The organism is Legionella shakespearei DSM 23087 (genome assembly GCF_000373765.1).
Taxonomy (GTDB): domain Bacteria; phylum Pseudomonadota; class Gammaproteobacteria; order Legionellales; family Legionellaceae; genus Legionella; species Legionella shakespearei.
In genome coordinates, this window is the sequence record NZ_KB892381.1 from 153151 (window position 1) to 178905 (window position 25755).

Consider the following 25755-nt stretch of genomic DNA (forward strand, 5'->3'; position numbering starts at 1 on the left):
CATTAATGAATTATTTAAAATCATCCTAAATGATTTAATTGGCAAAGTACAGTCAAATTAAGTGCTACGCCTGTTTAAATCAACCCCTCTCTTAATAAAACCTTAATTAATTTTGTATATAATATATACAGTTTGCGCGACTTAACGTGTATCTCTTTCTATATAAATTATCAGGGAACTACTATGTTTAAGATGTTTACTTTAACAGTTATCGTTTTATTAGGATTTGTAAGTTCACAGACCTACGCACAAAAGACAATTAAACTTAATCCTAATGAAACCAAAGTATTAACCAACAGTACTTTATGGACCTTAAATGCAACCTGTACGGTGCAAAACACCAGCCAAAAGAAAAGCAAGATTAAAATCAGCGTCTTAAAAAACAGTGGCAAAGTGAATGGCAAAAACCTGTCTACCGGCCAAACCACAATGGTTACTGTGGGCAATAACAGCAGTATTTCGGTCAGTGCCGAATCAGGAACCCAAATCAATCTGATGAATTTAAGCTCCGAAGGTTTGCAGGCAGTTTGTTATACCTAAATAGGCTTGGCCGTAATATGGGAGTTAGTTTTTGCCACTTCGATCCCGGCTGCAAGCAGGCCGGGCTACAAAACCACATCATTGCCTTGATGTAGCCCGGCCTGCTTGCAGCCGGGAACAACATATTTTAATTTCAATCTTGATTTAATAGCGCTCAACCCTCAAGCTAAGCACAGATAACAATCCGCTAATCCATAACGAGAACTAATGATTAGAACAATTCTTCTTTTTTGTTTTGTAATCAATATATTGAATGCATCAACCGCTTTGTCATTTACTGAAAAAGGACAGCAGAGTATTCAGGAGGAGGTGCAAAAGCTCTCTTACATGGTGCAACAAAGCCCTGAGGTCAATAAAGACAGCTTACCCGTTCCGTATAACTACCTGTTACTGCAACCCTTAATGACCAAAGGAATAGAGACTTATTACCAACGCATTCCGCTGATTCGAACTCTTTATGCGGCAAGGAACACGAGTGATAATACGTATTTTCGGGCTATTCTTATGTTTGTGGACAAACGTAAAGACAGAAATAATCCACAGTGGGCACAAAAGAAAAATGAAACAATGATTGTAGAATTGGCTTTTATCACCATCAACTTTAATGAGTTGCCAACTAAACTAATCAACGATGTATTAAACACCAACATACCCTTCGGTACCTTATTGTCTGATAATCAGGTAAACGTAGTGAGTACAGGCCGCAGTTATTTTGCGATAAAATGCAATGAATTATTAGCCTCGTTAACCCATTGCACTTTAAACAGCACATTATATGGTCGTAAAAATACGCTCATAAAAGCAGATAACAAAAAATGGCTGGCTCAGGTTGTGGAAATCTTGCCAGGATTTGTCAATTAAAAAAGAAAACCGAGCCGCGACTGTAAAGGAGCATAATTTTTGTTGTGGCACGGAGCCTGGTTATAGTTTGTAGCCTGTATTAGCGGAGCGTAATACAGGATGGAAGTGGCAATTTCCCGTATTACGCTCCGCTAATACGGGCTACGATACTGTCATTAAGTTAAGCGCTACTCCACCGTCCCGCGGCTTGTCCGCGGGACGGCGGTACTCCTTAACTTAATGGCAGTGGATCCGGGAACGCCATTCAACTAATGAAAGCTCCCCGCTAATGCCTGTATCACCAAATCCCAGCCATCGATCAAAATAAAAAGCAATATCTTCACTGGCAAGGAAATACTCATAGGAGGCATCATCATCATTCCCATGGTCATCAGGATGCCTGATACGATCAAATCCACCAGTAAAAAGGGTAAAAAAATCATAAAGCCAATCTGAAATGCAGTTTGCAATTCGCTGAGTAAAAATGCGGGAATTAATTGATAGAGTTTGATTTCCAGCGCAGATGCTGGCATGGGTTCTTTGGCCAGTTCTAAAATGACTTTCATATCTTTTTCACGGGTCTGTTTGAGCATAAAGTCTTTGAGCATATTTATTCTTCATGCTGTGACTTAACCTCGTTTAAGGGGGGAAGTGTCAGTGCGTTTTGATTCTCGGCCAACAAAAATTGCTGCTCCTGATAATCAACAACATAGACTGAGTTTTTATGAGGGGCGCCAATCCGTTTCAATGTTGGATGCTTCAACCGTTCAGATGGTGTTTTTTTATATGGAAGGATCAAGCATCCTTTGTTGCTCCTTATTCTGAACCATTAAATACAATAATTCCTGTGCCAATGCATCTGACTTCAGTATCCTCACACCTTACTTTAACCAGTTCCCATCAGGTGCCATCATCTTGGTTGCCAGTTTGTGGTGCTGCCCGAAATTCAAGTTCCACTTTATGCCCTTTGCCCTGAGCGTCATAAATCGTGTTCACAGCAAACTTTACGTTTTCGCATTTGCATATTTGATTGATTTTAGGGAAATTCGTTGTCACTTAAGACAGGTGCTTTTGTGATTTTTATGGCAATTTTAAGTGAAAAACATCAGTTTTAGGTCTAAAATGAGGGTTGAAATTGTATTTTTAGCTTAAAAGTGATAGAATATTATACAGTAGAGGAATAAATTGTTGTTGTGTCATCAAGGCGATTTATTTTGACACATGTATCCTCAAGTAAATACATGGAGGTAAAAATGAATATTTCCTTTCATTTAGGCTCATCAAGCACTAACCATGAAAATATTGTGCTTATCAGCCAAATTCTCAGCAGAACCAAACTTGAGGTTCTCACCTCCATTACAGAAAAAGCCAATTCACTTTATAGAATAGAAAAGACTGCATACATAACTGAAGCAGGAGACACTGCTTTTTCATATAATCTCACCATTTTTTTACCAGAACAAGACGAAAATTCCGCACCCTATGGCAGTTTTGAGTATTTGTTCGATCATGATAATTATTATTTCTGGAAAAGATCAGTTCTTGACCGGTTTCCCGGTTTGTTTGAGCAGTTTGTAACGTCAGAAAAAGAGGCAATGGCTCAACAGGAACTCAGTCGCCGATATAAGGAATTAGCTCTGTTGTCTGGTAAGGCAGCCACCAGGATGATAGAGCAACGCATTGATGAACTGAAGCAGCAGTTATATCCAGATTCGCCCAGTAAACATTAATCAATCCAGTCTACATCTCTTTGTCGTAACTGATTCACGTCGTCCTGAGCGCGTCTTTTTGCGCGAAGGATCTCCAAATGCAGGCACCATGCCAATTTCAGGAGATCCTTCGCGCAAAAAGACGCGCTCAGGACGATGTGGATTGGGGTGAAGTTGTTCCGCAATAGCACAGTGCGTAGCCCGGTCTGCTTGCAGCCGGGATGGTATCCAGTTGATCCCGGCTGCAAGCAGACCGGGCTACACCGAATTTATTAATTTTTTATCTAAGCTGATGATTTCAAATGATTTAAATAAACTTATTTTGAGTTTATTAATTTTTCATATTGAACATTATTATGCATTTGAATATAATTTGAGCACTTAAAACTGTATGAATTCATTAAAAGACAGCTGCAATTTTCCCTGTTTCAGACTCGTCCTGTTTCTGTAATTTGGCTTGCTGATCTCCGTGTTTATTGGCTTGAGCACGGTTTAAAACCCAGAGAGTTACGGGTTGGTTTTAATGAAAAGTCCAAATCATTTAGGAAGAATAATGGGTAAAGAAATACGTCTTACAAAAGAAAATATACTTGCATTTATTGCTTCAGCCGATATGACTGAAGAAGAAAAATATGAGCAATTAGAGCCGCAATTAACGCTTGATTTACTGATGGGACCTTACACTTTTAATCGTACTTTATTCCATTTTCTGGTCATACATAATTTACCTGTTCTTTTTGAGTGTATTATTTTAACAGATGAACGGTTTCAACATTGTGCATTGCACACGGACAGGTTGGGCAGAACCGTGCTGCACTTGATAGTGGGCAAAGAACAAGATCATTCAGAACTCCTTGAAATGGTTTTACGCACATTACCTGTACTATTCAACAGTACTAATGAGCGAGGTGATACTGCACTTGATACCGCTATAATCAACGAAAATACCTGGGCTATTGAAGCGATTCTGGATGCAAAATATAAACTTCCCCAATTGCGTGAGCTAAATCCTAAGCTCAAACCAGCCAGCAGAGCCTATTTTTCTGACGATTCCAAATATAAAAATTTGCGAATGGATACTGGACTGGACGTATTGAAAGTATTTCCTGCTATTGATCCTGCTGAGAGAACGACAGCTCCCCGTGCACAAAATAAATTAGCCCTTATGTTCCCTCATCTTTTTTTAAGGAATCATTCTGCTTCCAAATCAAGGGCCGGTCTCAATGATTCACCTAAAAGCACCGGTTCTTCGCCAAAAAGCACTGGTTCTTCACCTAAAGGCGGAAGTTCTTTTCCGCAAAAATCAGAGCCTTCACTATCAAGTAGCAGTGAAATGGAACTGTCACGCAATCCGTTTCCGAAAACCATCTTCAAAAGTTTTCCGCCAATTGTAAGAAGTGGCAGTCCTTTATCGAGCAGTTCCTCTAGAAGTTCCAATGGTGGAAGCCTGCGAACATCTGAAGATCTGTCAATGTCAGAAGGTGCATCGACAACGACTACGACTACTACAACCAGCACATCCGATCTTGCCAAAACAGCACTCACTAATTCCTCTGATTTGGTCAGGAACTTATTAAATTCTGATGTATCTGCTTTGGAGCGCTATTTACAAGCAGGTCGAGAACCTAACATAACGAATTATTTAGGTCGACCGCTGGTTATACAGGCTTTTTTTCAGGCTGTCAGTGCTTGTGCATTTGGTGATGAGCAGATGTCAGTAGATACGCAGCGAAGATTTAACACCATTCTTGCCTATGCTGATCTGGAGCATGCAGGTACCAGAAAAAAAGTTTTAAAGGATTATCTCAATCACAGGGAAAGAGCAAGAGAGGTCATTCAATTGGCCTGTATCAGTTTGCATCAGCGGGTATCGGCTTTGAGTACTGATCTGGTATTTAGTCTGAATCAAAAAAGTAACGCCATTAACAGATCATTGTATGATAATGGCTTGGTCGAATGTTATAGAAAAAGCGTTACAAAGCCTGATTTTACAAGTATTTATCCTGGTGATGCAGCACAGCAAGAGCTGGCTTGTGAGATTTGGAACTTGTGTACTTTAACTAAAAAGGACAGGTATTTTGACAAAAAGGAATTAAGTCGGTTAATCCTGGGTATTCAGAGTGGTATTTCTTTAAAAAACATCATAAGGGCATTCATTCAGTTGTTTCCCCATTTTGATCGTTATCAAAAATTAATTGCCGGTTTTATTGTCAAGGAACTTATCCTGACAGTGAATTCGAAAGCGGGACTTGAGACATGTGCGCTTACTTTACGATGTTTTCTGGAGCAAAATATTCATCCTGATACAGGACTGGCGCAGGATGGATTGCAATATAAAGAGTTGATGAATGAATTAATTGCATTAAAGCATACCTTCCTGGACCATCCTGCAGTCGTAAATTATGGAAAATTAAATAACTGGTTACTTTATGAACCCACCTTACAGGTGGCAGAAGAATGTTCTTTTGATCATCTGGTTCATGCTGCTTTAAATAAGCCTTTGAACGATAGAACAGGAGAAATAAAGCAGATTGCTGCTGAATTAAGAAAGCTGTCGCTTTATTATTTTCAGCATATCTCTTTGGATGAGTTTGAACGAGGTGCCTGGCAGAAAGATCAAAAGGCGACCAAATCGCCTAATATAGTATTAGCGACAAAACTCTTTAATTATCTCAGCAATTATTTTGCCTTTATCATTTTGTCTCAGGGGGCAAATAATATTAATAATTCGCTAAATTTCATGGTGGAACTTTCTTGTGAGCTGGCAGGCCATGAGGATGGTCCTGATTTGAATTCATTGATGGTCATATCCAGCGCTTTAGACAGTTCGCCTGTTAGCAGACTGATGAACCTGAATGCCGGATTGGATCCAAAGGATGCTTCTGCAATTGTTGAATTAAACGCTTTAGTCAGCCAGAAGGGGAATTTTCCATTCCTGCGAATGGCAATAAGCAGCTTTCCTGATGCTATACCTTTTATGGGGCTGTTTTTGACTGATTTGACTATGTCCTCAGAAAGTAATCAGATATTAGTTGCCGCTGATGTAGTTGCTCCAATTTTTACAACGATTTTACGTGTTAAAGATTCGGCACAGAGACAATCGTTGATTTTCAGTACTGATATCTTCCGCTTTTTTAATTCTGAATTCATTCCGCCTGGAAATGAACGCCTTGATTGTATGTCTTATCGCATCCAGCCTTTTAAAGGGGACGTAATTAATTTGAATCAAATTCGGGATTACAAGGAACTGTTCCAACAATTGCAAGAACATTACATCGATAGACAACTTGTACCCGTCATTGTTTTCAATGATACGACCTATCCTTTGCAAAGATCGATTCAACTCTTGTTACATTGGGTGCTCACTCACCGAGAGGAACACCGCATAGCGGTGGGGGAGCTGAAACTTTTTGAAAAGATGTTGGATAAGCTCAGGAATATTTTAACGCATGATTACACCTTTGAGCCTGGGCTTTGTTTTAATCCGCTGTTCTATAGGTGCAAATTAATTGAGGCCAGAGGAGAGGAGTTACCTTCATTTTTGAAAATGCCAGTTCGTGTTGAAGGCGAAACCGAGTTGCGAGTGTAGGGACGCTTACGGGTGAATAAGAATATTAAAACGGATATCGGAATGCATCGAACTGTTCCGCTTCCTCACGGTCGCGGCTCGGATTGGATCTACGTCGTCCTGAGCGCGTCTTTTGGCGCGTAGGACGACGTGGATCTGGCGTAGTCCGTCTACTACGTATCAAAATCCTGTCAAGCCGTCATTGCCTGAACAGGCTCTCCTACTATGGGGGATTCGTACACATTTTCGTCAGAAGCATACAAACCCAGCATCTTCAGCATTTGCGCTGATTTAGGAGGTAGTGCTGATGTGCATTGAGCAGAAGTTTTTTCTATTCTGTCTATTTGCTTCTCTTGTCGTTCAAGGAGGTCACGATTTCGCTTGTTATTACGATTCAACTCATCCTTGACCAAAGCAAGCTCACGTTCGGTTGCAAAAATACGATCGGCAATTTTTGTGAAACTTTCCTCTTTATTTTTAATAAACTCTTCCAGCTTCGCCTGAAATGCGAGACGTTGCTCTTCATCAGTAATTGCTTCGTCAGACATCTCTTTGACGGTTTTTTGAAGTCCACTGGCAATCGTGTTTACTCTTTTTATTTCTGCACCCAGTTCTTTCCTTACCTGGGCTAATTCACCTATAGTTTTAGATAATTCCTCTTGATTCTGGTTCATCTCTTCGTGAATTTGTTCCAGTTCTTCCTCGTTAATTCGTAACAACTCTTTTTGCTCTTCAATATTTTCGCCTAGTGAAACTGTTTTTTGCTCCAGTTCAAGCCTAATCGCTACAAGTTCCTGTGCCGTCTGTTTCAGTTTTAGCCCTTGCTCTGTTAAGCGTTCGACTTGCGTACAGAGATCTGTAACTTTAACTTCCAAATGCTCATTTTTCTCATGCATTACTCCGATTTCACTGGATAATTCATCACGGAGCACATCTAATGACTGGATTACGCTTTCCAGAGCGTCAGCCAAATCAACCATACCATCTTTTAAACGGTCTGTAATTTTTTCCTCATGCTCGCTATGGTTATCAAGTATGTAACTACCGGCAATATAAGTGGCCAGAGTGAGGGCAAAAGCTACGTACAGCATGAATAGATTGAATGCTATGGCCAACGCCAGGATGGGTACAGTAATTAATAAACCTAAACCAATTTTTTGCCAAAGGGGCATTTTTGACCAAAATTGCGCTGCCCGGGCGAGTATGCTTCTGTTTTGCGCTATAGCATCAATGATGGAATTGATGTGTTTTCTTATTTCTTTGATATTTTGCTGAGTGGATTCGAACTGTTCCAGGCTTTCTTTAATTGTTTTAAGTTTCGGGTTATTGGATGAGTTATCAGGATCCATTCCGTTGGCTTCATTTTTGATTTCAGTGGTATCTGTCATTATCTCTATCCTTATAGTATACGTTGACAACATTCAACCAAGGGTCAACAGACCCTGGCGAATCCATTCGATTCTATCGAATAATTTTCAGCCAGTCATTGTTTTTTTTAATCTTCAATAGTAATGATTTAAAATAAGCGTAGCTATAGCGTAATCAAGGCTACGCCTATTTTAGTGGATGACGACACGGTCCAATAACAGTTTATTTAGGCGTTGACTTGGGCTCCATTAATCTGTTGGTATAAGCAATAGCTAAAGCAGAAACGATTAAAGTAACATGAATGATAACCTGCCACATCACTGAGAAATTACTCATTTTTGTTGGATCAATAAAGGTTCTGAGCAAGTGAATTGAAGAGATTCCAATTAATGACAGGGCAAGTTTAATTTTCATAGCTCCCGCATCCAGATGATCCAGCCATTCAGGCTGATCCGGATGGGTATCTAACTGCAGGTGGGAAACAAAGGTCTCATAACCTCCCATAACCACCATAATCAGCAAATTGGCAATCATCACCACATCAATAAGGTCTAATACCCCTAACATAATGTGGGTATCATCAAAGCCATTCAGATGAATAATTAATTCAAACAATTCACCTATAAAGCGATAAACATAAGCTGCTAAAATTAAAATAAGTCCCAGATAAAGAGGAAGTTGCAGCCATCTGCCCATAAAAATTACAGTGCTGATGCCACGTTTAATGTGATTCATTGAATACCCGATAAAAGACGTCAAAGAGCGACATAGTAATACTTCTCATCCCTTTTGTTAATATTTGCAGCATTTCTGACGTGGAAAAATAAGTTACCAATACAGTATTTTATACAGTAGAAAAAGGAAATTTATCTCTATAGCATGTGGACTCAATCTATAGAAAGGGAGAGTTAAGATGCCAAGAGTTATACGTCCAATAGTCAGTGCCGCGTCTTCTGCTGTAGTTCGGGCAGCAAAAGCCGTAGTTAAACCGGCACGAAAAATAGGTACTTTTTCAGTTGATACTGCCCGTGCGCATCATCGCGGTTGGGGAAAACATTCAGTGCCGAATTTAGATAAATCAGCGCCTGAACCAGGTGAATTAAATGTCTTCGGACAGGTAGCCTTATTTCCGCTGGTGATTGCCGCACGTGCAGCCTCAGTGAGCGTGACACCAATGGTATATTACGGAGCCAAAGCCACCTTAAAAACTACTAATAACGCAGGTAACCTTGCTTATTGGGATTGTGAGGATACTGAAAAATTCCACTTCGGCAAGGGCGAGTTGGAGGTTTGGCAAAATGCTTATGGAATAATAGGTCACGCGGCCGGAGCATGTATAGGTCTGGGATTATCCCTGGTAACCACCGGAGCCCGAGTGGTCAAAAATACCAAAAAGAATGCTGAGAAAACTTTTGATTATATCGATGCAAAAATTAATTCTGAGGAAGCAAATCCTGATAATGAATCGCGCAGTAACTATGCCAGATTTCTTGGTGTTGCCGGTTATCCTATTGGTGCTGTGACCGCAATTGTTCATATGACTGCAGACAATAGTGTAGTAACCGCCAGAGAAACTTATCATGATCTTCTTGCTAAAGCAGGCCTCAAACAACATGAGAAAGATCATAAACAGCGAACTCCAGTAGCTGTATTTCTGGGCAGGGCTGGCGCTCCGGTTGGCGGAGCCATCGGTGTGGCCTATCTGGCTGGCAGAGGATTATATAAAGGGATTAAAGCGGTTAAACCAGTATTGGTAAATTCTGGAATAACCTTTATTCAGATTCAAAAGAGGGTTACTAACGTAGCGCTTACTGATTTTAACGACACCATTGCCAATGACAGTCGCGATTTTAAAGAAATATACGGTTTTGGTGTTTTGGGTTTTATGGGCGGTGTTGCTTTTTCGCCGGTTACTTTAGTGGGTAGTTTATTCCTCCGCGGTGTTAAGGAAAATGGCCTTTCCTATACTGAGGCTGATGAAAAGTTCAGCAAAGACTATGATGGGAAGCCTTCTTATCCTGATAGAGGTTTCATGCTTACCTATGTAGTAGGTGGTTTCGGGTATGCTTCAGGAGTAGCACTAAGTAAAATAATAAATGCTGATATATTAGGGAATAGCAAAAAGCGTTTTATTAACATAAATGCGGCATTGATAAATCCGGTATTAAGTAAGCCAATAACCAAAGAAACCTGGTCTGAGGACAGCACTAAAAAGGACAAATACCTGGCCAGCATACCAGGTGCTGTACTTGCGGCAGTTACCGTTCCTGCTTTTTATAGTGTCTGGGTTACCGGTAATAGTATTAAATCTACATTTAAATCAGGCAGTTCAATGGTCAATGGAGCCATAGGTCGTCGTTTGTTAGGTGGAATAGCCAGTGATGAGCGCAAAACAATTAATAAAGTCCTGGGAGCGGGCGGTTATGTTGGCGCTGTACTGTTTATATTGCCAGTTACTGGCAGTGTTTTTGTAGTCAGAAAGGTGGCTGAAGGGGCATTGCTGGCAATGGCTGTTGGTTTGTCTCCTGCTGTAGCTGTATACAAATACAAACATGATAAGCCAGTGTTTGAAAACGCGGAAGAATTCCAGAAGTTTCAGAACATTTATCACATGCTTAGTGCAGGAGGTAATCTTCCAGAAGGTGCACGAATAGAAGATCATGCGTATACTCATGAAAGCAGACTTTCTAAATTGAGGCATATTCTGAGTCTTAATGATGACTCGTTAACTGAAGATGTCCTTAACGCTTTGTTAAAAGCACGTAAAAAATACAGTGGTGATGACCAGGCTTTCTCTAATAGCAGTGAGTTTAGTGCGGCAATCAGAAAAGTGAAGAAGAGCCACAGATTTGAGCCCACAGATCAGATTATTAAAGATATTTCTAATTTTATCAAAGCGTATTTACGGGATGAAGTTCATGCTGTTCCTGTCAATTTATATGCTAATGAATTAGGTGAGTTTGGAGTTTTCAAGGGTAAAAGTCGCAAAGCCTCCGAGAAATTAATTTATCCGGAAGAAGTTAACGCAAATGAACAACCCGTTGCAACTATGAACTAAACCATGGACACCGAGACTTGGGTTTGTAGCCTGTATTAGCGGAGCGTAATACAGGATCGAAGTGGTAATTTCCCGTATTACGCTTCGCTAATACGGGCTACGACACGGTGCCATTCCGGGACTGGATCTACGACGTGATTCTGGGATAAACGCTAAGGCGATCCATCTAATGTCTCAGTCGGTGGTGGTGGCGGAAGTTTTTTGGAACGCATTTTTATCAATAAATAACTCACAATGGCGGCAACGGCTATCAAGCCAAAAGACAATAAAGGCCTGGTGAAAAACCAGGCAATAGCTGTTGCAACTATCCATACACATAGCCCGCAAAGAAAGGCGATAAATCCGGTACCGAAATTAACAATGCTGCCTAAAAATGGAATAACATCTGCCAGAACAACTAAGGGGTTCAGAATGAGCGAAAATCCGGCGAAGAGCATAATGAAACTGACCAGTCGTAAAATCCAGGTTATCATTTTATTTTCTGATTGTGCCTCTGCAATCATTTGCTCTGGAGAGTGTATTCCCGTGGACAATAACATTACTGTTTCCCCGGCAGGTGCGAGATAGGCTTGCAGGGTGGTTCCGGTTTGTTGCGCAATAATGCTGACATCCTGAGGGTAAACAGCGCTGAGGCTAATGCGCAAGTCTCCGGTTTGTGGGTTTTGGGCATCTTTACCCAGATACAACTCATCATTCATGAGCGTAACCGGCTTATTTAATTCGGTATGCAATGATTCTTTATTTACTTTTGATAAGTCTACAGGCTGGCTTATATTGATCTGGGTAATTAAGGTATCTGGCAGGGTAAAATCACCCAGGGTTACTGTTGGAGCGTATTGGGTTTGAGACTGAATGGGCATGGCGGCAGGGTTCTGGTGTCCTTCAGGGTCTCTGAAATTGACACTGTTAATAAGGCTTCCTGACCAGACCTTGCTGTAGGTATAGGTTTTGGTTTGTTTTTCTGAACCGCCCAATTGTGATTCAGTTTTGGTTTCTGTTTTTTCTTGCCATTGATACATTTCTACTTTGCGCTTGAGGCTAATGGCGGTTACTGTCACACCTAACTGGGAGTCGGTTAATTGATCTTGTGTCGAAGCCTGGCCATTTAAATAGACAACTTTTAAATTATTTTCCTGATTGATTGGGGAGTCAGGGACAGAGATGACGACTTTCTGCGTTTGTGCAAGCGATTGAGCTGTATGCAGGCTGTGTTTTTCATTCCAGAAAATGAGCACTACAGCACCTATAATCATGCCAATCCCAATGAGAATTCCAATAAGAGCATCTTTTAAGCGGCTTAACCATGAACGAGTTGTTATTTCTTCTGTCACGACATGGCACTCCTGTATCAAGTTGTTCCACCAGTTATCTTAAATAATAGCCGGTATTTTTTAAAAAGTTCTTAATTAAAATTACATTGGCTTAAATGAATTAACCGGCTTTTACTTGTGTATTTGTTAACACACCAGACCAGCAAGAATAAAGGTAGGCCTATGTAAGAAATAAGCAGCTCCTGCCAGCTCAGTTCCTGATGAAGATAGGCAAAGATATTATGGCCGGCAATGATAAAAATACATAAGGCAAACACTGCTAATGGGACAAAAGGATAACCTTTGGCTATATAGGGCAATGAGGCCAAATCTTTCCCTTGGTGAATGTAGGCTTTACGGAAGCGATAATGGCTAATCGCAATCCCCATCCAGGCTATAAATCCTGCTAAACCACCTGCATTCACCAGCCAGAGATAGATAGAATCATGGCCAAAGACCGAGGTCAGAAAAGCAATAAAGGAAATACTGCCTGTTGCTGCCAGGGCATAAAGAGGTACTCCTTTTTTATTTACCTGGGAAAAGCGAGCAGGAATATGCCCTTGACTGGCTAAAAACCAGAGCATTCTGCTGGCTACATACATTCCTGAGTTAGCTGTGGAAAGAATGGCAATCAATATGACCGCGTTCATAATATAGGCTGCTGTCTTCAGATCAAAAAGAGCAAATGCCTGAGTAAATGGGCTCATCATAATGTCATTGTTCATGTTCTCTGCTGAGGTGTAAGGAACGAGAAAACCAATTATCAGTAACGACAGGACGAAGAACAGAAAAATCCGCCAGAACACCATTTTAATCGCTTTGGGAACCGTTTCTGCCGGGTTTTTACTTTCCCCTGCGGCGATTCCTATGAGTTCAGTGCCCTGAAATGAGAATCCTGCCAACATAATGGCACTGAATATCCCTACCCAGCCATTATGGAAGGGAGCATCACCGATACGCCAGTTAGCAAAGCCTACAGAATGATGGGAGGTAATGCCAATGATCATTGCAAAACCCAGGATAATGAACAGGCCGATGACGCTGATTTTAATTACAGAAAACCAATATTCAATTTCACCAAACACTTTAGTCGAGATGGCATTAAAACCAAGAATCAATAAGAGAAAAGCACCCGACCAAAGCCACCCTGGGCTGTGAGGAAACCAAAATTGCATTAAGATAGAGGATGCTGCTATTTCTGCAGCAATAGTGATTGCCCAGCTGTACCAGTAATTCCAGCCTAATGCATAGCCAAAAGAAGGGTCTATGAATTGGGCAGCATAATGATAAAAGGAGCCGGAGGAGGGCATAAAGGCAGCCATTTCACCCAGACTGGTCATCAGAAAATAAATCAGGATCCCCATGAACAGGTAGGCCAGTAATGTCCCTCCAGGGCCTGCTTTGGAAAGGACATTACCACTGGCCAGAAAGATTCCTGTGCCGACAGAGCCTCCAAGAGTAATCATTCCCAGTAAACGACTGTCCAGGTTTTTCTGGAGCGAATTATCAGCATTCATTAAACATCCTTTTTTTCTGTTCTGCATTCATTGCAGATGGAATAGTGCACGAATCGACCAGAAACGCTCACTGATTGTCATAATATATTGAAGCCAGCGTTTATTGTACAGACGTAAAGAGGTACCTTAACTTAATGGCAGTGACGTAAGGGAGGTAATTCAATTTATTCTTTCATAAAATGCTTAAATATATTACAATTAGGCGCTATTTTTGAGCAAAAGTGTTTCCATGCATGATTTAAGGGCTTGTCACGATGAGTAATCCAATTGAAAAATTGTTACAAGAAGCAATAAGATCCATCAGTCCCGATATTCCCGCTGCTGTTTTTCATTTTGATTTTGATCGTAACGCTGCTGAATCATTCCTGAAAGAACATCTTGGCGTTCCTTTTATCATCCGCAAGTCAAGCGTTGACGAATTCTATGCCCTGGATACTTATAATTGGGAAACCGGTGTTTTTGGTCATTTACTGATAGAGTCGCCTCAAGAAGATTGCCCTGAGTTCAAGCTGTATCACAATTCGCAAGGAGTGAATGAAGAATATGGTGAGTTGACTCATTATGCCCAAATACGTTGGGAACGCGTGCAGAACAAGATTGCCTGGCAAAAATTTAAAGAAAAGCTGGATAGAATACCAGAACAAAATCGTGCTGTTTTGAGCATTCAGAGTCTGGACAAAAAGAAAGTCGCTGTGACAGCAGAGCAATTGGATGAGTTTGCCAGGAACAATCCTGGTTTGCAGTATCGTGGGGATGGACATACTGGTTTTGCAATGGCTAAAGCACTTCATGCTCCTTTTGCAGTCATTCGTTCTGAAGGAAAAAGAGAAGAAATTAACTCCGTATTGAAAGGGCGCGTTTCTGATAATACCATGCTGGTTATCACAGGTCATGGAAGCCCTCACAGTGAAGGCATAGAAGGCAGTTATGTTAATCTGGATGATCTGAAGGGAGTTGAAACAGCGTTTAATCAACAAATAGAAAGAGGCCCAGGTGAGCTGGTGAGTTCTATTCTAGAAGCAGGACTGCAAAAGGGAAACCATATCATCTTACTGCTCTGCATTTGTTACGCAGCAGTGGATGCTCAGGGTACTGACAACAGTTTTGCTCACAGATTAGCACGTGAGTTCGCTGCACAGGGGATTAGTAGCACCATTATAGCCAGCGACAAACCGGTAAAACGCTTTGGATATGAGGCAATAGAAGATGAGGCACTGACTTTCGATGATGCAATTGGTATGGCGCCTGCAGATGTTTGTGTTTTTACAACCGAGGTTGATGGGCCGGACACTAACCCCGATATTTCAATTTATAAGCCCAATGAGTGTATAGTCCTGTCCCAAACCGGCCTGCGCTTTCTCAATCTTTATAATCCTTTGCTTAATTTACAGAGTTTAAGGATTAATGTTCCTTCCTCAGTTGGTACACCTGCGGTTAAAAAACAGGCTCCGGAACAACCTGATTTGTTAATGAAAATCCAAAAAATGAAAAACTATGGCAAAAGCCTTGCAGATTTGGGGATTGGGAAAGGGAATACCGCGGTTGAATTGGCAGAAGCCCTGGAAAATAAATTAACGCATTTTCTTTTGGAAACGGATCTGACTGAAAAGAACATTACTCAGTTTAAATCTTCTTTTAGTGCCTTGCTGCATAGTAAAGACCTGATCATGCACGAACACCGGGAACAGTGGAAACCGATAGTTGCCAATATTCTGATAGCGCTGACCGGAATTGGCTTGCTTGCTATTCTGTTCAAGGTTATATGCCATGCCATTGAGGTTTCAAATCAAAATAAGCCCATGTCCTTTAATCAGTCCTTTTTCTTTGCAAAACCTAAAACTCAGGAGTTCGAAGAGGAAATTGAGGATTCACTCAACAGGGCTGATTTTACCGCCTGATTACAGAGGTGGCACAATGCGTAGCCCGGTCTGCTTGCAGCCGGGAATTGTGCCACTGCGATCCCGGCTGCAAGCAGACCGGGCTACGGGCCTGTGCTATTCCCGGAACTACGTCGTCCTGAGCGCGTCTTTTGGCGCGAAGGACGACGTGGATCGGGGAGTGTAGAAGAGACACTGTTTCATCAAAATTTACAGAATCATTAAAAACCACTTGACAGTATTGAGGTAGCTCATTAAACTGCGAGACTTAAATTTGGGGGTTATAGCTCAGCTGGGAGAGCGCTTGCATGGCATGCAAGAGGTCGGCGGTTCGATCCCGCCTAGCTCCACCATCAACATCATGGATGTTGATGGAGAAAACGTTCCGGGTCCCCATCGTCTAGAGGCCCAGGACACTGCCCTTTCACGGCGGTAACAGGGGTTCGAATCCCCTTGGGGACGCCATTAATTTGGTATTATGCAGTAAATTGGTTATAATAAAGTAGTATAATAAGTTCCAGGTCCCCATCGTCTAGAGGCCTAGGACACTGCCCTTTCACGGCGGTAACAGGGGTTCGAATCCCCTTGGGGACGCCATTATTCTAATGGCTCAATCATCACCACATCAAATAATCGCTCGTTTATCCAAATTACCACAATAAAAATTCCGCTCCTTTACAGTCGCGGCTCAGTTTTTCGACGCCAGTGGAACAGTGTGTAGCCCGGTCTGCTCGCAGCCGGGATCGAAGTGGCAATTTCCACCAATCGAGCCACGAATCTTGTTCGTGACGAAAATTACAATCGTTCAAATATAGTCCGTGTATTAAAACCAAACAAACGCTCATGCATTCTGTAAGCATATTCATCAGTCATATTGGCCAGATAGTCGCAGACTACCCGAAATGCTGATGTTTCGTCTTCAGCTTGCTTAAATAATTCTCTGTTTTTATTATCCAGCAAGCTTGCAGGATTGGAGCTGATGGCATCAAACAACCGCAGTACCACAGTTTGGCCACCATATTCAAAAGTACGTGCTTCCTGAGAATCAATCACATTTTGAAAAATACAGCGCATCAAATATTTTAACAGGGCATCTGCTTCAGGAGTCAGAGCTATATTGTATTTCAGGATATTGTTTTCAAAAGCTTCATTGACGGTAATAATTTGAGTGGACGTAATAAAATAATTAACCATTTCACCAATAGTCTGTTTTCTTAAAAACACATCTTCCGAGAATAAGGAGTTGATCAGACGATCTTGCTGTTTATCCATAATAGTATTAGCGAGCAAATGTCTGAATTCCTTAGTATCAAGATGCGATGGATTAATTAATTTTAAATGAATGGCATCTTCCAAATCATGAACACCGTAAGCAATATCATCTGCTGTATCCATAATAGAACAATCAAAACTATGGTAGGCGGATTTACCTGCCTGGGTGTCTTTGGGTTGTCTGGACAAAGACTGAAACAAAGCTCTGTCATTGTCTGAAAAAGGGGAAAGCAGCCAGTCCACCTCAGGTTGTTCGCAATCAAAATACGCTTTGGGCGGAAGCCAGTCATTAATTTTGATGGTCTTGTGAATTGACTCATGAATGGGAGGTTGTTTCGTTGCTACTACCTTGGAACGTCGCACCGGATATTTTAAAATCCCCAGTAACGCTCTTCTTGTCAGATCAAGACCAAAGCCCCCATAGCTGTTTTCTACTTTAGTAAGCAGACGCAGGGTCTGGCCATTACCTTCGAAACCGCCATAATGACGCATCATGTAATTCAACGCTACCTCACCACCATGGCCAAAAGGAGGATGACCTATGTCATGCAAGAGACAAATGACGCTAATGAGATCATCATTGGGCAGGAGACTTGGCAAGAGCATTTGTTGATCCTGATTGGTGATCAGATTACGCACTATACTTCGGCCAATTGAATCTACCTCAAGAGAATGGGTTAATCGGGTGCGATGAAAATCCCCCTCATCAGTACCCAGAATCTGGGTTTTTCTTTGCAGGCGTCTGAACGCAGGGCAATGAATCACCCGAGTCCTGTCCCGTTCGTAAGGATCGCGGTGATCTTGGGATCCCCTTTGATTGGTTTGGCCTGAGCGTCTATGAGTCCACATAAAATTCACCACCGAATAACACTATATCCGCAATACTTTAACCTAAAATGCCACAGGTCTCCAGTAGAGAGCTGATAGCATCTTGCAGTCTGGTCATTTCGTAAGTCCTGAAGTTTCTAAAGTTTTTTCAGTTTCGGTAGATAACAACAATAAGACTGGAATCCATTCATACTGTTTAAAATATTTTCGGTCAATAGTGGGGTGACCACATAAAAATTATAAATCAGGGGGGTGTTGTGATGAATAATAAAATTAAATTGATGGGGATAGGCTTATGTGCTTTGGGTTTATCGTCTTGTATGGCATACGATGATAATTATACCAGCTATCAGACTTATGCTTACGATCAATACCAACTCTACCCGCAGAATGATTATCGCCTTACGAATTACGGTTATCAAAATCCTCCCAGTAGCCAGGGAAGTGTTTCTGTGCCGGATTCCTACCATGTAGGTGAATTCCATTCTCCCGTTTCATTTAAAGATCGGGATAGAAATTGGGTAAGCAGCCAAAATCCACAGGGATACACTATAGAAGTAGGCGAGGGCGAGAAAGCATCGCAAGTAGCGCAGAAATTATATAAAACACCCAAGAATGATCGCATGGCGCAAATAAAATATCAGCGCAACGGCAAAGCGTATTACAAAGGGGTGTATGGTACTTATGACAGCCCTGAGGCTGCTCAGAAAGCATTGGATGCATTACCCGCTGAAATCAAGCAAGGCGCCGGAATTAAAAGCTGGGGAAGTGTGCAAAGTAATTTGAATGAATAGTCCATGGTGTGATTCCTGCCTGGAGTCGGTTGCTTTAAATATATAAAAAACGGTAGCCTTGATGCAGCGATAGCGTAATCAAGGTTTTCCTGTGGTCTCTTAGCCTTGGATGCATGAAAACCTTGATTACGCTATCGCTGTATCAAGGCTACGCACTGTGCTATTTCGGAGCAATTTTTCTCTGAATTCACGTCGTCCTGAGCGCGTCTTTTTGCGCGAAGGATCTCCCGAACGTGGCATGGTGCCAGTATTTGGAGATCCTTCGCGCAAAAAGACGCGCTCAGGACGACGTGAATTATTTAAACTGCCCCACTGATAATGATCATCAATTTAGCTACTCCCGGAGTTTCCGTTTGCTGCACATCCAATTGCTTCAAAGTAAGGGTATATTTCTCATTAATTTTTGCCAGCCATTTCATAAACAAAGTGAAAGGCACCGCATCAAAAGTAAGTTGAATATCACCTGAACCAGTCTGTTGCAGTTGATAAGGAAATTTCAGGGTTTCATTGTCTTTGAGCTGGGTGGCCAGCAGTGTTAATAACTGGCTGTTGGTCACTGATTGTCTGGTTTTTGATGAATGATCCTGATGCCTGACTTTATTCATCCAGGCCAAAGTTTCTGTTTTCTCTACTAACTGGGTTGATTTTAAGGCCACGCTATCACTCAACGGCGCATAAAGAGCCAAATAATATAAATAAATAAAAACCGCGACCGCGGCGATAATTACCATCCATCGTTCCCGCTCATTTAAAGAATTCCAATAAGATTTCACGTAAGCTCCAAAGTAGCGACAACATGTTGATCACGGCTGGCGGCCTGCGTTTGCTTCACGTTCAGCTGTAATGTTCTTAATTTATTTTCTATATCTTCCAGCTTGGCGAAATCAGTGCTGATGACAGTTACCGACAATGTTTTATTCTGATAACGAAGATTTTCTACTGTTATTTGTTCTTCCTTCATTGCTTTGGCAAATTGATTTAATAAAAACCAAAAGCGAGTCTGGCCATCGGCTGACGTATCCCCCAGTACCTGGCTGATACGAAATTTAGGGCTAATAACCTGTTTCGCCTCAGGAAAAAACTCATGGTAAATAACAGCAATTTGTTCATCTACCTGCTTAATTTGTTTATTGAGCAAATATACATTGATCGCATTAACCACTAAAAGCGATATCAGCCAAAGGCCACATAAAGCACCAACATACAGGTAGCCTTTTTTAATCCAATCAGATGTATTACCGTGTTGCATGTCTCCCTGGCATAAATTTAACGGTTTGGAATCCATCAACTGTCTGGCAATCCAAAGGTGCGATGATTCATTAGATTTCGGTATAGTGGGATCTGCTGCAATCAGACTGTCTTCGAATAAAAACAACTGAGCCAAAGGATGTTTTTTTATATAAGATAAGGCTAAATCACCAGACAAAGCCCCTTTAAAATCAGTATCATTAACAAGTACCGTGGATTCGGTGACCACTAATTGTTCGAAACGGGTTGCAAACCAATCGAGAGTAATTGCTTCGAATTCAATATTTTCACCATCAAGCTGATGCATTAAATATTGAAGCCTCTGTTTACCAATTACCGTAATCAGATAATGGGCATTTTGATAGCGGGCTTTGTCAAAGGCAAAATGCAGTTCATCCAATGGTTGTGCCAGTTTGTCTTCAAGTGCATAAGGTATGGCAATTCGGGCTTTACGATCGGGTAACCAGGGCAACTCTAAATCCAGAATACTGGCACTTGCTGCCGTTTCAACGATGAGAGTAGCGCTCTCAGCCTGTAAGATTTTAATATCGGCAAAAGTACGTTGGGCAGGAGGGGCAATAACAGAACCATCCTGAGATAGCTTTAAGCAAAAACAACCGTTTTCATCGAGATGTCTGGTAAAAAGGAAACATTTATCCATGAGCCAAGTTTTATCCGTTTGCCGTTGAATTTATTAGTATATATGAGAGGGGAGAAGTGATCTATCTAAATCCGTTTGGTGCGTCGTGATGGGTGTTGGCATCGTACGCCAATGCCAACGTACCGCGGACAAGCCGCGGTACGTTGGGGTTAAGCATAAGCCCTATGCTTTTTTGCGTTTTGTGCTACCCATTGCTGCTTTAGCTGTTGCGACAACAAATAAACAACCAATGCGTATTGCGGGCTTGAATTGTAACGGGTAATGACAAAGAAATTAGGATAAGCCAACCAATATTCCTTGCCTTCATCGGTCATCAGTTCAATCACACCTGCGCGAGTTGGATGGTATTGTGATGCAGTAATTGGCTTGATTCCCGCAGCGATTAACTGAGCATAATTATAATTTGCGGTTTTAGGGTTGGTATGAATTCGCTTGGCTTTCCATCCAGCTACTTTAGCAGGTTGTGCGATGCCGCCATTTAATCTCCAGCCATGTTTGTGGAAATAATTGGCAATACTTCCAATAGAGTCGGCATCATTATTTACTAAATCTCTTCGGCCTTTATTGTTAAAGTCTACAGCATAATAACGATAGCTGCTGGGCATAAATTGAGGCTTGCCTATTGCCCCAGCGTAAGAACCTTTGTATTGGGTTGCAGGAACACCATGCTCACGGCAAAGAAGTAAATATTCTTTTAGTTCCTTGGTAAAAAATGGGGCGCGTTTGGGATAATTAAAGGCCAGAGTAGCCAGTGCATCCAAAACTCGATGATCACCCTGACGTTCACCGTATAAAGTTTCAACACCTAAAATGGCGATAATAATTTCTGGCGGAACACCATACCTTTTCTGAGCTCTTTCCAGTGTTGCCCTGTTCGCAGCCCAAAAATCCAGACCACCCTGTACACGTTGGGGCGTCATGAATATGGCTCGGTACACATCCCAGTTTTTCTTTTCGTAAGGTTTTTCCATGGATTCAATAATTTGTGGCTGCAATTGCACCTGATTTAAAGTTTGCGTCAGTTCTTTAGCGTTGAACTGGTGTTCTTTTACCATACTCTTAATAAATTGCTGTACGTCTTTGCGTTGAACAAAGGCGGTATCCGAATAAGAGGAAAATGATAAGAAAAGAAATACAGTAAAACCAAACCAGCTGATTCGTCGCATTATGTATCCTAAGTATTGAAGCGAAAGCGGAGATTCTAGTAAAAATATGCGTTATTAGCAAATTTTCTTTACATAATGAATCAATTAGTACACAAAAATAACAGAATTAGCAGTGACTACTTTCTGCACGTCAACATTTAAGTTAGACTTATGCAATTTTGTAAAAAAGGGTTATCTCCGTTGAGTGATTTAAAGCGTATTCGTAATTTTTCAATCATTGCTCATATCGATCATGGTAAATCGACTTTGGCTGATCGGTTTATCCAGATTTGTGGTGGTTTGTCTGAGCGTGAAATGAGTTCACAAGTCCTTGATTCTATGGATATAGAACGGGAAAGAGGCATTACCATCAAAGCGCAGTGCGTTTCCCTCAATTATACGGCAAAAGATGGCAAAACCTACTTGCTGAACTTCATTGATACCCCCGGGCATGTGGATTTTAGCTACGAGGTTTCTCGTTCTCTGGCTGCCTGCGAAGGAGCCATTCTGGTTGTTGATGCGGCTCAGGGTGTTGAGGCGCAGACTGTTGCGGTGTGTTATACAGCAATTGATCAATCGCTTTCTGTGCTGCCTGTATTGAATAAAATTGACCTACCTCAGGCAGAGCCAGAACGTGTCATTGCCGAGATAGAAGATATTATTGGTGTTGATGCGCATGATGCAATCAGGGTAAGTGCCAAAAGTGGCCTTGGTGTAGAGGATGTACTTGAAGCTCTGGTTGAGCATATCCCCCCACCAGAAGGAACTATTGATGCCCCCTTACAGGCATTAATTATCGACTCATGGTTTGACAGTTATCTGGGCGTGGTTTCTCTCGTACGCATCGTCAATGGCTCCATTCGTAAGGGCGATAAGATGCGTGTTATGTCCACAGGCAGAACTTATGAAGTCGATCAGGTGGGCGTTTTCACTCCTAAAAGAACAAAACTTGAAGCACTGAATGCCGGTGAAGTGGGCTATGTTGTTGCAGGCATTAAAGAAATTCAAGGGGCTCCTGTTGGGGATACATTAACATTGGACAGAAATCCGGCAGAAGGTGTACTCCCCGGGTTTCAACGGGTAAAACCCCAGGTATATGCTGGTTTATTTCCTATCAGCTCTGACGATTTTGAAGCGTTTCGGGAAGCGCTGGCCAAATTAAGTCTGAATGATGCGTCGCTCTTTTATGAGCCTGAATCATCTGAAGCTCTGGGCTTTGGTTTCCGTTGCGGTTTTCTGGGAATGCTGCATATGGAAATTGTCCAGGAACGCCTGGAGCGGGAATACAATCTTGATCTGATTTCTACAGCGCCTACAGTGGTGTATCAAATTGTAACGGCAAAAGGTGAAACGCACCTGATTGATAATCCATCCCATTTGCCACCTTCACCGCAAATCAAGGAAATGTATGAGCCTATAGTCAGGGCAAACATTTTAGTGCCACAAGATTATCTGGGGGCTATTATCAGCTTGTGTGTTGAGCGTCGCGGTGTTCAGGTCAGTATGACTTACAGTGGGCGTCAGGTTTCAGTGTCCTACGACATTCCCATGAGTGAAGTGGTTTCAGATTTCTTTGACCGTTTAAAATCAGTAAGCCGTGGTTACGCATCACTTGATTATAATTTTCTGCGCTTTGACCCTGCTGATTTAGTGAAGATGGATGTATTGATTAACAGTGAAAAAGTGGATGCTCTTTCTGTTATTGTCCATCGTTCTTCAGCCCAAAGCCGAGGAAAGTTAATTGCTGAGAAGATGCAGGAACTTATCCCCCGACAAATGTTTGATGTAGCCATCCAGGCCGCCCTGGGCAGTCATATTATTGCCAGACAAACAGTGAAGGCATTGCGCAAGAACGTCACAGCAAAATGTTATGGCGGCGACGTGTCGCGTAAGCGAAAACTATTGGACAAACAAAAAGCGGGTAAAAAACGGATGAAGCAGGTTGGTCATGTAGAAATACCTCAAGAGGCATTTATGGCTGTATTCCAGACCGATAGAAAGAAATAGATTTGGAATACACTACCCTGCACGAGGTACGTCATCCTGAGTGAAACGAAGGATCTCCTGATAGAAGCACTTTGTCACCTCAATGGACTTCGTTTCAATCAAGTGGACGGATTATCTGCAGGTTGAGTAACTCGTTAAATAGCCACAAAATCAATTACTTTAGGATTTAAGTTATGAATTTTGCTCTAATATTAGTCGTATTATCTTTTGTCAGTGGATTTATCTATTTACTGGATCTCATCTTCTGGGCTAAAAAGCGTGGACCGGATCAAAAGCCCGGACGTATTATTGAATACTCGCGTTCTTTTTTCCCGGTGTTTTTCATTGTATTGTTATTACGTTCCTTTTTAATAGAGCCTTTTCGCATACCCTCTGGTTCGTTAGAGCCAACCTTACTGGTTGGGGATTTTGTTGCCGTTAACAAGTATGCTTATGGTTTAAGATTGCCGGTGTGGGAAAAAAAGGTTATACCCGTTGCTAATCCTGAAACGGGACAAATTGCGGTATTTCGTTGGCCTCCAGCTCCAAATTATGATTACATTAAAAGAGTAATTGGTGTGCCAGGTGATCGTATCAGTTACCATGACAAGAAGTTAACGATTAATGGTCAGGAGGCAAAACAAACCTTTGTTGAGTACACTATTGATGAGAGCTCTGGAAAAGCAGTTGCAAAATATAAGGAAAATCTGAATGGTGTGGTTCACGATATTTTCATTCGATCTGATGTACCGGGAGTAGATTTTGATATTGTTGTGCCAGAAGGAAACTATTTCATGATGGGTGATAATCGTGATGACAGTGCGGATAGCCGTTTTTGGGGATTTGTTCCTGAAGATTACCTGCGGGGCAAAGCCTTCCTGGTTTGGATGAGCTGGAATGGTAAAACCGATAGTTTACGTTGGTCTAAAATAGGAAGATTTATTAACTAAGGGATTATAATCATGCATAAGCAAAAAGGGATGACTTTGATTGGTATGCTGTTAACCGCAGCAGTAGTAGTGATTACAGCAGTGATTATAATGCGGATAGTACCGGTTTATTTGCAGCATTATTCTATAGTTGACTCCATAAAATCGCTGAGTACGACACCTGAATTATCATTGTCCGGAGATCCGGCATTGGATACTATGGAGTTAAGAAAGAGTCTTGACAAACGGCTTGATATTAATGGTGTTGAAGATCTTAAACCTAATCAGATAAGCATTGTGCCATCAGGGCCTAAAAAGTACAAAGTCAAATTAAAATATCAGGTTGTTCGGCCCCTGGTGTATAATATGAAATTATTGTTTGATTTTGATGAATTATATGAGGTAACAGTTGGTAGTGAAAATTGATCTTGAACGCCTGTGTAGACGCTTAAAATATACATTTCAAAATCCTGCTTATTTAAGGCAGGCCCTGACACATAGAAGCGCTGGTAGTGATAATTACGAGCGCTTTGAATTTCTCGGTGATTCCATCTTAAGTTTTGTCATTGCTAACGAATTGTTTCGGCATTTTCCCTTACAAAGTGAAGGGCAGCTTAGCCGCTTGCGTTCCTTTCTGGTGAAGGGGGAAATGTTAGCTGAAATTGCCAAAGAGTTGTCATTGGGCGATTTTCTTTATTTAGGTCAGGGCGAGTTAAAAAGCGGTGGCTTTCGCCGTGCATCAATATTGGCTGATGCTTTGGAAGCTATTTTTGCTGCTATTTTTCTGGATGGCGGGTTTAACGCCGCGCAAGAAGTTATTTTGCGTTTATATCAATCAAGATTAAAAGATCCCCATTTAAATGATTGTCTTAAGGATGCCAAAACACAATTACAGGAATATTTACAGGCTGAAAAATACGCTTTACCAGAATATACCCTGACCAAAGTAGTCGGTGACGAGCACGATCAAATTTTTTATGTCACCTGCCGCGTTGAAGGAATTCATAAAACAACTCATGGTGAAGGTTCAAACCGAAGAAAAGCAGAACAATTGGCGGCTCGATCATTGTTAAAGCAATTACAAAGCAAGGGTTAATCAAAGAAT

General features: G+C 41.5%; 21 protein-coding genes and 3 tRNA genes. 14 read left to right on the forward strand and 10 right to left on the reverse strand.

Translation table 11 applies throughout. The features are described from left to right. Positions 1 to 183: 183 nt before the first annotated feature. Together B094_RS0100605 and B094_RS15460 are read left to right on the forward strand one after the other, a co-directional pair. Positions 184 to 540, forward strand: a complete 357-nt coding sequence (locus B094_RS0100605; RefSeq protein WP_018575852.1) for an S-Ena type endospore appendage — start codon at positions 184 to 186, stop codon at positions 538 to 540. A 207-nt stretch (positions 541 to 747) separates the two neighbouring features. After that, entirely contained in the window at positions 748 to 1401 is a 654-nt protein-coding gene (locus tag B094_RS15460) for a hypothetical protein (protein ID WP_018575853.1), read from the forward strand. A 248-nt stretch (positions 1402 to 1649) separates the two neighbouring features. On the opposite strand, the gene B094_RS15465 is transcribed toward B094_RS15460, so the two are convergent. After that, positions 1650 to 1988, reverse strand: coding sequence for an EscR/YscR/HrcR family type III secretion system export apparatus protein (locus B094_RS15465; protein WP_018575854.1), 339 nt, complete (start codon positions 1986 to 1988; stop codon positions 1650 to 1652). 2 nt (positions 1989 to 1990) lie between these two features. Then, entirely contained in the window at positions 1991 to 2179 is a 189-nt protein-coding gene (locus B094_RS0100620; protein ID WP_018575855.1) for a hypothetical protein, read from the reverse strand. A 454-nt stretch (positions 2180 to 2633) separates the two neighbouring features. Between B094_RS0100620 and B094_RS0100625 the strand changes: the two genes are divergently transcribed. Both B094_RS0100625 and B094_RS0100640 read left to right on the forward strand, forming a co-directional pair. Beyond that, a complete protein-coding gene (locus B094_RS0100625; protein WP_018575856.1) occupies positions 2634 to 3110 on the forward strand; it encodes a hypothetical protein in 477 nt (158 codons plus the stop codon). Positions 3111 to 3642: 532 nt separating this feature from the next. Continuing rightward, complete coding sequence (locus B094_RS0100640; RefSeq protein WP_018575859.1) at positions 3643 to 6678, forward strand: RasGEF domain-containing protein; 3036 nt, start codon at positions 3643 to 3645, stop codon at positions 6676 to 6678. A 170-nt stretch (positions 6679 to 6848) separates the two neighbouring features. Here B094_RS0100640 and B094_RS0100645 read toward each other — a convergent pair whose 3' ends face one another. Both B094_RS0100645 and B094_RS0100650 read right to left on the reverse strand, forming a co-directional pair. Continuing rightward, positions 6849 to 8045, reverse strand: a complete 1197-nt coding sequence (locus tag B094_RS0100645; protein ID WP_018575860.1) for a LegC2/C7 family Dot/Icm T4SS effector — start codon at positions 8043 to 8045, stop codon at positions 6849 to 6851. A gap of 202 nt (positions 8046 to 8247) precedes the next feature. After that, entirely contained in the window at positions 8248 to 8760 is a 513-nt protein-coding gene (locus tag B094_RS0100650; protein WP_018575861.1) for a TIGR00645 family protein, read from the reverse strand. Between the two features lie 178 nt (positions 8761 to 8938). Here B094_RS0100650 and B094_RS0100655 point away from each other — a divergent pair, with 178 nt between their 5' ends. Beyond that, complete coding sequence (locus B094_RS0100655) at positions 8939 to 11083, forward strand: hypothetical protein (RefSeq protein ID WP_018575862.1); 2145 nt, start codon at positions 8939 to 8941, stop codon at positions 11081 to 11083. Between the two features lie 152 nt (positions 11084 to 11235). Here B094_RS0100655 and B094_RS0100660 read toward each other — a convergent pair whose 3' ends face one another. Both B094_RS0100660 and B094_RS0100665 read right to left on the reverse strand, forming a co-directional pair. Next, complete coding sequence (locus B094_RS0100660; RefSeq protein WP_018575863.1) at positions 11236 to 12414, reverse strand: TMEM43 family protein; 1179 nt, start codon at positions 12412 to 12414, stop codon at positions 11236 to 11238. A 71-nt stretch (positions 12415 to 12485) separates the two neighbouring features. After that, a complete protein-coding gene (locus B094_RS0100665; protein ID WP_018575864.1) occupies positions 12486 to 13910 on the reverse strand; it encodes an amino acid permease in 1425 nt (474 codons plus the stop codon). A gap of 254 nt (positions 13911 to 14164) precedes the next feature. Between B094_RS0100665 and B094_RS0100670 the strand changes: the two genes are divergently transcribed. From B094_RS0100670 to B094_RS0100685, 4 genes are all read left to right on the forward strand, one after another. After that, positions 14165 to 15808 (forward strand): hypothetical protein, encoded by a 1644-nt coding sequence (locus B094_RS0100670; RefSeq protein ID WP_018575865.1) that lies wholly within the window; start codon positions 14165 to 14167, stop codon positions 15806 to 15808. Between the two features lie 256 nt (positions 15809 to 16064). After that, a tRNA-Ala gene (locus B094_RS0100675) sits at positions 16065 to 16140 on the forward strand. Between the two features lie 36 nt (positions 16141 to 16176). Continuing rightward, a tRNA-Glu gene (locus B094_RS0100680) sits at positions 16177 to 16252 on the forward strand. 56 nt (positions 16253 to 16308) lie between these two features. After that, positions 16309 to 16384 (forward strand) — tRNA-Glu (locus tag B094_RS0100685). A 198-nt stretch (positions 16385 to 16582) separates the two neighbouring features. Here B094_RS0100685 and B094_RS0100690 read toward each other — a convergent pair. Beyond that, the gene (locus B094_RS0100690) at positions 16583 to 17908 is read right to left on the reverse strand and encodes an anti-phage deoxyguanosine triphosphatase (protein WP_018575866.1); all 1326 of its coding nucleotides are present in this window, start codon (positions 17906 to 17908) and stop codon (positions 16583 to 16585) included. Between the two features lie 239 nt (positions 17909 to 18147). On the opposite strand from B094_RS0100690, the gene B094_RS0100695 reads away from it, so the two are divergent. After that, positions 18148 to 18681, forward strand: a complete 534-nt coding sequence (locus tag B094_RS0100695; RefSeq protein WP_018575867.1) for an SPOR domain-containing protein — start codon at positions 18148 to 18150, stop codon at positions 18679 to 18681. A 299-nt stretch (positions 18682 to 18980) separates the two neighbouring features. On the opposite strand, the gene lspM is transcribed toward B094_RS0100695, so the two are convergent. The 3 genes from lspM to mltB form a co-directional block, all read right to left on the reverse strand. Next, positions 18981 to 19454 (reverse strand): GspM family type II secretion system protein LspM, encoded by a 474-nt coding sequence (lspM, locus tag B094_RS0100700; protein WP_018575868.1) that lies wholly within the window; start codon positions 19452 to 19454, stop codon positions 18981 to 18983. Next, a complete protein-coding gene (gene gspL / locus B094_RS0100705; RefSeq protein ID WP_018575869.1) occupies positions 19451 to 20590 on the reverse strand; it encodes a type II secretion system protein GspL in 1140 nt (379 codons plus the stop codon). Before gspL ends, lspM begins: the two co-directional genes overlap by 4 nt. Before the next feature lie 149 nt (positions 20591 to 20739). After that, positions 20740 to 21756 carry a lytic murein transglycosylase B gene (mltB, locus tag B094_RS0100710; protein ID WP_018575870.1) on the reverse strand — a complete coding sequence of 339 codons (1017 nt, stop codon included), beginning with the start codon at positions 21754 to 21756 and terminating at the stop codon, positions 20740 to 20742. 150 nt (positions 21757 to 21906) lie between these two features. On the opposite strand from mltB, the gene lepA reads away from it, so the two are divergent. The 4 genes from lepA (at position 21907) to rnc (ending at position 25746) form a co-directional block, all read left to right on the forward strand. Then, positions 21907 to 23742, forward strand: coding sequence for a translation elongation factor 4 (gene lepA, locus B094_RS0100715; RefSeq protein WP_018575871.1), 1836 nt, complete (start codon positions 21907 to 21909; stop codon positions 23740 to 23742). A gap of 173 nt (positions 23743 to 23915) precedes the next feature. After that, positions 23916 to 24671, forward strand: coding sequence for a signal peptidase I (gene lepB / locus B094_RS0100720; RefSeq protein WP_018575872.1), 756 nt, complete (start codon positions 23916 to 23918; stop codon positions 24669 to 24671). 12 nt (positions 24672 to 24683) lie between these two features. After that, complete coding sequence (locus B094_RS0100725) at positions 24684 to 25076, forward strand: DUF4845 domain-containing protein (protein ID WP_018575873.1); 393 nt, start codon at positions 24684 to 24686, stop codon at positions 25074 to 25076. Beyond that, a complete protein-coding gene (gene rnc, locus B094_RS0100730; protein WP_026253806.1) occupies positions 25066 to 25746 on the forward strand; it encodes a ribonuclease III in 681 nt (226 codons plus the stop codon). Before B094_RS0100725 ends, rnc begins: the two co-directional genes overlap by 11 nt. Positions 25747 to 25755 lie beyond the last annotated feature (9 nt).

Coding starts and splice junctions, on each gene's coding strand:
- B094_RS0100640 (WP_018575859.1), top strand. CDS start 3,643: ATGGGTAAAGAAATACGTCTTACAAAAGAAAATATACTTGCATTTATT.
- lepB (WP_018575872.1), top strand. CDS start 23,916: ATGAATTTTGCTCTAATATTAGTCGTATTATCTTTTGTCAGTGGATTT.
- lepA (WP_018575871.1), top strand. CDS start 21,907: ATGCAATTTTGTAAAAAAGGGTTATCTCCGTTGAGTGATTTAAAGCGT.
- B094_RS0100625 (WP_018575856.1), top strand. CDS start 2,634: ATGAATATTTCCTTTCATTTAGGCTCATCAAGCACTAACCATGAAAAT.
- mltB (WP_018575870.1), bottom strand. CDS start 21,756: ATGCGACGAATCAGCTGGTTTGGTTTTACTGTATTTCTTTTCTTATCA.
- B094_RS15460 (WP_018575853.1), top strand. CDS start 748: ATGATTAGAACAATTCTTCTTTTTTGTTTTGTAATCAATATATTGAAT.
- B094_RS0100665 (WP_018575864.1), bottom strand. CDS start 13,910: ATGAATGCTGATAATTCGCTCCAGAAAAACCTGGACAGTCGTTTACTG.
- B094_RS0100670 (WP_018575865.1), top strand. CDS start 14,165: ATGAGTAATCCAATTGAAAAATTGTTACAAGAAGCAATAAGATCCATC.
- B094_RS0100650 (WP_018575861.1), bottom strand. CDS start 8,760: ATGAATCACATTAAACGTGGCATCAGCACTGTAATTTTTATGGGCAGA.
- B094_RS0100695 (WP_018575867.1), top strand. CDS start 18,148: ATGAATAATAAAATTAAATTGATGGGGATAGGCTTATGTGCTTTGGGT.
- B094_RS0100690 (WP_018575866.1), bottom strand. CDS start 17,908: ATGTGGACTCATAGACGCTCAGGCCAAACCAATCAAAGGGGATCCCAA.
- B094_RS15465 (WP_018575854.1), bottom strand. CDS start 1,988: ATGCTCAAAGACTTTATGCTCAAACAGACCCGTGAAAAAGATATGAAA.
- B094_RS0100605 (WP_018575852.1), top strand. CDS start 184: ATGTTTAAGATGTTTACTTTAACAGTTATCGTTTTATTAGGATTTGTA.
- gspL (WP_018575869.1), bottom strand. CDS start 20,590: ATGGATAAATGTTTCCTTTTTACCAGACATCTCGATGAAAACGGTTGT.
- B094_RS0100645 (WP_018575860.1), bottom strand. CDS start 8,045: ATGACAGATACCACTGAAATCAAAAATGAAGCCAACGGAATGGATCCT.
- B094_RS0100725 (WP_018575873.1), top strand. CDS start 24,684: ATGCATAAGCAAAAAGGGATGACTTTGATTGGTATGCTGTTAACCGCA.
- B094_RS0100655 (WP_018575862.1), top strand. CDS start 8,939: ATGCCAAGAGTTATACGTCCAATAGTCAGTGCCGCGTCTTCTGCTGTA.